Source organism: Mesorhizobium sp. M1A.F.Ca.ET.072.01.1.1 (assembly GCF_004023325.1).
In the GTDB taxonomy this organism is placed as follows: Bacteria; Pseudomonadota; Alphaproteobacteria; order Rhizobiales; family Rhizobiaceae; genus Mesorhizobium.
The window spans coordinates 1-7,345 of record NZ_RZSF01000331.1 but is presented as its reverse complement, the minus strand read 5'-3'; the positions used below and the strand labels follow the sequence as shown (position 1 = coordinate 7,345).

At 61.0% G+C, this 7,345-nt stretch carries 7 protein-coding genes; 4 read left to right on the top strand and 3 right to left on the bottom strand.

The window, feature by feature from the left end; genetic code table 11:
* From EOA32_RS30535 to EOA32_RS30520, 4 genes are all read left to right on the top strand, one after another.
* A partial coding sequence (locus tag EOA32_RS30535) for a fumarylacetoacetate hydrolase family protein (protein ID WP_145971395.1) occupies positions 1–620 on the top strand: 620 nt, incomplete at its 5' end.
* A gap of 5 nt (positions 621–625) precedes the next feature.
* A complete protein-coding gene (locus tag EOA32_RS30530; protein WP_128373699.1) occupies positions 626–1,693 on the top strand; it encodes a Gfo/Idh/MocA family oxidoreductase in 1,068 nt (355 codons plus the stop codon).
* Positions 1,690–2,028, top strand: coding sequence for an antibiotic biosynthesis monooxygenase (locus tag EOA32_RS30525; RefSeq protein ID WP_066994764.1), 339 nt, complete (start codon positions 1,690–1,692; stop codon positions 2,026–2,028). Before EOA32_RS30530 ends, EOA32_RS30525 begins: the two co-directional genes overlap by 4 nt.
* Entirely contained in the window at positions 2,025–3,917 is a 1,893-nt protein-coding gene (locus tag EOA32_RS30520; RefSeq protein WP_189407500.1) for a hypothetical protein, read from the top strand. The genes EOA32_RS30525 and EOA32_RS30520 overlap by 4 nt, the downstream gene beginning before the upstream one ends.
* A 194-nt stretch (positions 3,918–4,111) precedes the next feature.
* Here EOA32_RS30520 and EOA32_RS30515 read toward each other — a convergent pair whose 3' ends face one another.
* The 3 genes from EOA32_RS30515 to dctP all read right to left on the bottom strand — a co-directional run.
* The gene (locus tag EOA32_RS30515; protein WP_128373698.1) at positions 4,112–5,482 is read right to left on the bottom strand and encodes a TRAP transporter large permease subunit; all 1,371 of its coding nucleotides are present in this window, start codon (positions 5,480–5,482) and stop codon (positions 4,112–4,114) included.
* A gap of 3 nt (positions 5,483–5,485) precedes the next feature.
* Positions 5,486–6,586, bottom strand: coding sequence for a TRAP transporter small permease subunit (locus tag EOA32_RS30510; protein WP_128373697.1), 1,101 nt, complete (start codon positions 6,584–6,586; stop codon positions 5,486–5,488).
* A 60-nt stretch (positions 6,587–6,646) separates the two neighbouring features.
* Positions 6,647–7,345 (bottom strand): TRAP transporter substrate-binding protein DctP (gene dctP / locus EOA32_RS30505; RefSeq protein WP_189407499.1); only part of this gene is annotated, 699 nt, incomplete at its 5' end.

Sequence of the window (7,345 nt, the reverse complement as noted above, 5' to 3'; positions counted from 1 at the left end):
GCTCCGGCATCAACTACAAAGGTCATGCCGAGGAAAACCCGAATGCCAAGATGCCGATCGAGCCGTTCTTCTTCGCCAAGCTGCCGTCATCGGTGGTCGGGCCCGATGTGCGGGTCGAGAAGCCGGTCCGGACGGAGCAGATGGATTATGAGGTCGAATTCACGGCCGTGATCGGCAAACATCTGCGCAAGGCTTCCGAAGCCGAGGTGATGCCGGCGATCTTCGGCTATACGCTGCTCAACGACATCTCGGCCCGCGACGTCCAATTCAAGGACAACCAGATCACCATCGGCAAGAATTTCGCGGGCTTCGCACCGATAGGCCCATGCATCGTCACCACTGATGAACTGACCAGGCCCGACGACGTGGCGCTCAAGACAAGGCTGAACGGCAAGCTTTTGCAGAACGGCAGCACGTCGGACTGGCTGTTCCCGCTGCCGCGGCTGATATCCTTCCTTTCGCACTACGTGCCGCTGGAACCAGGCGACCTCGTCTCGACCGGAACGCCGGCGGGCGTCGGCGCCTTCCAGAAGCCGCAGATATTCATGAAGGCTGGCGACGTCGTGGAAATCGAGGCCGCCGGCATCGGTGTGCTTAGAACCCCCATCGTGGCCGGATAGAGGGCATGGACCGGTCCCTGCGCATCGGCGTGATCGGCTGCGGCTTCTTCGCGCAGAACCATTTGCATTCCTGGAGCGACCTCGCCGAAAAGGGCGCCCAGCTTGCCGCCGTCTGCGACGTGGATGCCGCCAAGGCGCGCGCGGCCGGCGAGACATTCCGTGTGCCGTATTATTCGGACGCCGCAAAGATGCTCGAGGCCGAGCGCCTCGACGTGGCCGATATCGTGACTCGCCGCGACACGCACAGGCCGTTGGCGGAAATGGCGCTCGCGCGCGGCCTGGCCACAATCGTGCAGAAGCCCTTCGCATCGACATGGGAAGATTGCATCGCGATCGTCGAAGCTGCGCACAAGGCAAATGCGTGGCTTGCCGTGCATGAGAACTTTCGGTTTCAGGCGCCGATGCGCGCCGTCCGCAAGGTAATCGACAGCGGCGCGATCGGAACACCGAGCTGGGCAAGGATACGCTTCAGGACCGGCTTCGACGTCTACAAGACCCAGCCCTATTTCTATGACGAGGAGCAGCTCGCGATTGCCGATGTCGGTATCCACATGCTGGACCTGTCCCGCTTCTTCCTCGGCGAGGTCGAGCACATCTCCTGCGAAACACAGAAGCGCAATCCGCGCATCCGCGCCGAGGACACGGCGACCATGCTGCTCAGGCATCAAAGCGGCGCGGTGTCGGTCGTGGAATGCACCTACGAGTCGCGCCGATTGCCGGATCATTTCCCTGAAACGCTGCTCGTCATCGAAGGTCCGAGGGGAGCCATTTCGCTCGAAGCCGGTTGCAGCATGACGGTGACCAGCGATGGCGCGACGTGGACCGAAGACGCAAGCTCGCCGCTCCTGTCCTGGACCGCTTATCCCTGGCATGTCGCCCAGCAAGGCGTGATCGGTGCATGCGGCCATTTCCTCGACAGCCTGCAGCGCGGCGTTCCGCCCGAAACCAGCGGTGAGGACAATCTCAAGACATACGCGTTGGTCGATGCCGCCTATCGCGCCGCCAGCGAACGGCGCGCGGTCGAACCTAAGCGTTGGAACCATGGCTTAGCCAATGGCGGAGAGCGGCCATGAGCATTTCGCCTGCCGAAGCGGCCTTTGCCCTCACCGTCGTTTTCGATCTTGTCGAAGGGACCTTTCCCGAATTCTACCGGCTCGTTTCGCAGAACGCGTCTCTGTCGGTGGAACTCGAGCCGGGATGTCTGCGCTTCGATGTGCTGACGCCGTTAGGCACGCAAAAGCCGTCCCAGATATTCCTGTACGAGATCTATCGCGATCGGGCTGCCTTCGACCTGCACCTCGCTTCGGCTCACTATCTGAGCTTCGATGCCAGCACGCGTGACATGGTGAGCCGCAAGACTGTCGTCACCTACAGGGTGGACGAGAATTCCAAGCAGGCGGTGGCATGACCGCCAATGCCGATCTCCTTGCGCTTTACGGCACCGACGAGCCGCTTCCGCATCGGAAGCTTCTTGCCGCCGGACCGCTGACCGCCGTTCTCGAGGACGGCAATCTGCGGACGATCTGTTTTGCCGGCGTGGAGGTGGTTCGGGCGATCAACTATCTTGCGCGCGATGCGTCCTGGGGGACTTACAAGGCCGAGCTTTCCAACATGCGAATTTCCGAGGACGGCACGTCGTTCGAGCTTCGCTATGACGGACTCTGCGCCGGCCCGCAGGGACGTTTCGCCTATCGCATGAAGATTCGTGGCGACGCGTCGGGCGAGCTGACCTTGCAAGCGGATGGCGTGGCGCTCACCGATTTTCCCACCAACCGCACCGGTTTCGTGGTGCTTCATCCTTCAGAGGCGGCGGGCAAAAGGCTGACCATCCGGCATAGCGACGGAAGCATCGAGGAGACGACATTTCCCAAATTGATCAGCCCGGACCAGCCTGCCTTCGACATTTCAGCGCTGACGCACGAGCCAGCACCCGGCTCGGTCTGCGCCGTCGCCATGGAAGGCGATGCCTTCGAGATGGAGGACCAGCGCAACTGGACGGACGCCTCGTTCAAGACTTATGTGCGGCCGCTCTCAAAGCCCCGACCTTATGTCATCGGCAAAGGTGTGAAGGACATACAGCGCGTCACGGTTTCCGTGCACGCCGAGACATCGGCGCCTGGACCGGCTATCAGCAGTCCAGCAACCCTGACCGTTGGCGGACCTGCCGGGCGGATGCCGTCGATAGCGCTGTTCGTCGATCCCGACCAACTGCCGGCAGCCATCGCCGGAGCGGCTTCGCTTGGCCCGGTGCCGGAGATCATACTGCGCTTCGACAGCGCGCGCGGGCATGATCGGCGCGTGCTGGAAAAGGCAGCCGAGCTTGCGAGCGCGCTTGGCGCCCGGCTGGCGCTCGAGGCGATCTTTGATGCGATCCACCCCGGGGCCGAGGCCCAGACCCTTGCAGCTATGGTTCGCTTGGCGGGCGTCGAACCGAGCGCCATTCTGGTTTCACCACGGCGCGAATTCAAGACACGCCCCTCGAACCATTTGCCGAACGGTGAGCGATCGATTGACGAGATCGTGCAGGCATTGCGGGCTGTCGGTCTCGCTTGCCCGATAGGGGCTGGTACGCCCTCCCTATTCACCGAATTCAACCGCAACCCGCCGACCGGCAATGCGGATTTCGTCTTCTTCGGCAACAGCGCCATCGTGCATGCCGCCGATGAGCAGTCGGTCATGGAAACCCTGACCGTTTATCCTGCAGTCATGGAGACAGCACGGCAATTGTGTCCCGGAAAGCCGATCTGGCTTGGGCCTTGCACGATCGGCTTGCGGCACAATCCCTATGGTGAGGTGGTCGCAGCCAATCCCGGACATAGCCGGGTGCCCGCCGCCGGCACCGACCCGCGTCAGCGGGCATTGTTCGGTGCCGCCTTTGCCGTCGGCGTCGCGGCCCGGGCCGCTGAGACAGCCGCCGAGCGGTTGATATTGGCAGAACCGACTGGCCCCTTCGGTCTCTTGAACGAGGACGGCTCCCGACGACCTTTGCAAGCCGTCCATGCCCAAATCGCTGAGGCCGCCGGCGTCGAACGCTATGGGATTTCGAGTGATTGGCCAGGCGTGGCAGCAATTGCCTTTCGTCGCGGCAACACGATCCGCGTGCTGGCGGCCAACCTGACCCCCGTGCCGATCGACATAGCGCTATCCTCGGATGCTAAACTGCTTTGCGTTGCAGGTGAGGACACGAAGCCGGCGAAGTCCCCGCTGACCACCCATACATTGGGGCCGTACAACTCTGTCGCTCTTCAGTTTGTCCAGACGCCAAGTCGACCGGACGGCAGGCCCAGGAAAAGCTGAACGTCAAGATACGCAATCCAAAGCGGGATGTCTCGTCTCCCAGCTATTTGCGTGGGCGGGATGATGGCGCCCGGCAGGAGCATGGAGTGCGCGGACAGGCCTCAAGATCAGCAGCTTCTGCAGGCGAGCGGCGTCTCTGAAGCGCTGAACCTTCGATTGTTGCGTCGGCGTCGAACCGCCAAAGACGTGTGCGGTCAACCGCCTCCGTACATGAGCTTCGGCAGCCAAATGACGATCGAGGGGAACACGATGCACAACCCTACTCCGATCGCCTGCAGGCATAAGAAGGGAACGGCGGATCGGAAGATCGTCGCCATCGATATCTCCGGTGGCGCGACACTCTTCAAGTAAAACAGTGAATAGCCGAACGGTGGGCTCAGGAACGCCATCTGCATGTTGACCATGAAAATGACGCCATACCACAGCGGCACGTCTTCAGGAGCCACACCGGCTAAGCCGAACGTACCGCCGAATTCGAGGGACTTAAGGATGGGCAGAAATATCGGTACGGTGAGAAGGAGAATGCCCACCCAGTCCAGAAACATGCCCAGGACGAACAGGATGATCATCATCAGAACAAGAATGCCGTAAGGCGCGAATCCAGTTCCGAGAATGGATTCGGCGACGAAGCTCTGCCCGCCCTTCAGGATGAAGAAGCCGACGAACATGGTGGCTCCGAAGAATATCCACATCACCATCGCAGTCGCCTTGAGGGTCGCCACGCCGGCTTCCCGGATCGTGTCCCAAGTCAGGCGGCGATGGGCGGCGCAGACGATGAAAGCACCGAATGTGCCGATGCCGGCGGCTTCAACAGGCGTTGCTATGCCAAGGAAGATGACCCCGAGCACAAGCAGGATCAGCAGAATGGGCATGAACGTGCGGCGCAGAAGCCTCAGCTTCTCCCCAAAGCCGATGCGCTCGCTCGGCGGCAAAGCCGGGCCGAGCTTGGGGTTGGTGTAGCAGCGCGCCGTGACGTAGACGACATACATCCCCGACAGCAGCAGCCCTGGGAATACCGACCCGATCAAAAGCTCGCCTAACGACTGTTGCGCGACGACGGCGTAGACGATCGCCATCACCGAAGGCGGTATGAGGATGCCAAGCGTTCCTCCGGCGAGCAGCGAGCCGCAGGCGAGCTTTGCGTCGTAGTTGCGGCGGAGCATCGCTGGCAGAGCGATCATGCCCATTGTCACTTCCGTCGCACCGACGACCCCAACCATTGCTGCGAGCAGGGTGCACGAGATTATGGTGGCCGAGGCAAGTCCGCCTTTCAGCCCACCCAGCCATTTATAGACGACGTCAAACAGCTCCTCGATGATCCCCGCTTTCTGAAGGATCGCGGCCATGAAGATAAAAAGCGGCACCGCCGAGAGCTGATAATCCGTCATGAAGGGAAAAATCCGCGACGGCAGCATGTTCAGCATGGCCGCATTACCGAATAAGAAGAGGAAGAGAACGGCGAGGCTGCCCGTGCAGAAGGCCATTGGCAGCCCGAGCAATAAAAGAACGCCCAGGCCGCCGAACATCAGGATGCTCAGCCACAGGATTGGAAGCTCGAGACCCATGGCTTAGCGGAGCCTTCTTGTTGCGGTCGCGATGTCACGCATCAGGCGAGACACGCCTTGAAGCAGCAGCAGCGCGGCGCCAACAGGAATCGCCAGCTTCACCGGCCAATATTGAATACCCCACTCGGTGAAAGAACTCTCGCCCACCGCCATCGCGTCGCTGGCAAAACGCCAGCCGGCAACGAGCATTGTACCCACGAACAGGAAAAAGAACGCCGAGGTGATGATATCGCAGATCGCCCGGCCACGCTCGGAGAGGTGGCTGTACACGATGTCGACCCTGACATGGGTCTCATCGCGATAGGCATAGGCCCCAGCCAGCATGTATTGCATGCCGAACATCAGAAACATGCTCTCGTGCACCCAGTTGGTCGGGGAGTTGAAAACGAAGCGGGCGACCACCTCGTAATAGTACGCCATGACCGCGAGGACCGACCAATAGGCGACGAACTCGCCTGTCGCTCTTACAAGCCAGTCGACCGGCCTAAATGGCGCAAGAGGCTGTTTGACGGGCGTCGCGGGCACATCGACGACGATCTCATGGTGGGTTGCGGCGCGCCCAGTCTCACGGGCGCGAGCGCGCCGTACAAGACCGGGTATGAGAAGGGCGTCGCCGACGACAATGAGACCGAGCAGAAGTCCCGCAATCCGGCTGATGCTGCTGTCCCACTCGAGCCCGTGAACGGCCGCCGTCAGATTGTTGCGCGCCGCCGCGGCCTCAGCCTCAGCTTTTGCAAGTCGATCGGCAGCCCCCTGCTTGTTGGCTGCCATATCTGCCTTGGCACGCGGCAACAGTCTCTCGGCGTGCTCGCTCTGGGATCGCGCGAGTGAAACTGCCTCGCGTCCATCGCGCACCTGGGTGCTTGTCCAAAGTACCGCGATGAAGAACGGGATAAAAATGAATCCCCACCTGCTCTTCAGATAGAAGCGGTGCATGCCGAGGAAGCCGGCTGTGACCAGGAACAGATAGGCAAGAAATAGGTTTGGACGGCCCGGATCACGCTGTGCCCGTTCTCGATGGACAAAATGAACGGCGGCCAGCGGAAAGACCGCGAGGGTTAACCAGTAGAGCCAGTGCGGCAGCACAAATGTTAGGGAAGGCATCGGCGAACGCCTGCTGCAGGAGAGAGCGCCCGTCCGGCTCAGGACGGGCGAAAAGAGGGTTCACAGGTTGATGGTCAGCCCCTGGTACATGTCCGGAGTGACGTAACCGACTGTCGGGTTCTCCATGACCTCGAGCTGCAACTTGAAGATGCGCGCTGCGTCCTTGTCCTTGTTGGCCCACTCGAACCAGATGGGCACCGCGATTTCCTGGAACTTCTGGAGGTCCTCCGGTCCAAGCCGATTGATTTCAATGCCGGCATCCAGGAATTTTTGCCAAGCCTCCATGTCGGCCTTCTGGATCGAGCCGAAATGGGCATTGGAATAGACTTGGATCTCGTCTTCCACGAACTTCTTGAGGTTGTCCGGGAGTTGGTTCCAGACATTCATGTTGACGGCAAAGTCCATCAGGTCGACGGGCTGGTATACGGACATCAGACCGGCTGGACCCATGGAAATGTACTTGGTCACCTGCTGGAAACCGAGGGCCCAGTTTACGGCCGGACCGGTGTAGTCGGCGGCATCGATCGTGCCCTTTTCCAGCGCGGAGAACACCTCGCCGCCCGGCAGCAACGTCGTCTTGGCACCGGCTTTCGCGAAGGTTTCGGCGATCATGCCGCCCGGTACGCGCAGTTTCAGATCCCTAAAATCCTCGATTGAGCGGATCGGTGTCTTTGAGTGGATCATGTTCGGGCCGTGATGAATGCGGTTGACGTAGTAAAGGCCTTGTTTCGCATAAAGGTCGCGCGCGGCCTGCAGACC

What these genes read in the sequence shown, in the direction of transcription:
- EOA32_RS30510 (WP_128373697.1), bottom strand. Translation starts at nt 6,586, where the DNA reads ATGCCTTCCCTAACATTTGTGCTGCCGCACTGGCTCTACTGGTTAACC.
- EOA32_RS30530 (WP_128373699.1), top strand. Translation starts at nt 626, where the DNA reads ATGGACCGGTCCCTGCGCATCGGCGTGATCGGCTGCGGCTTCTTCGCG.
- EOA32_RS30525 (WP_066994764.1), top strand. Translation starts at nt 1,690, where the DNA reads ATGAGCATTTCGCCTGCCGAAGCGGCCTTTGCCCTCACCGTCGTTTTC.
- EOA32_RS30515 (WP_128373698.1), bottom strand. Translation starts at nt 5,482, where the DNA reads ATGGGTCTCGAGCTTCCAATCCTGTGGCTGAGCATCCTGATGTTCGGC.
- EOA32_RS30520 (WP_189407500.1), top strand. Translation starts at nt 2,025, where the DNA reads ATGACCGCCAATGCCGATCTCCTTGCGCTTTACGGCACCGACGAGCCG.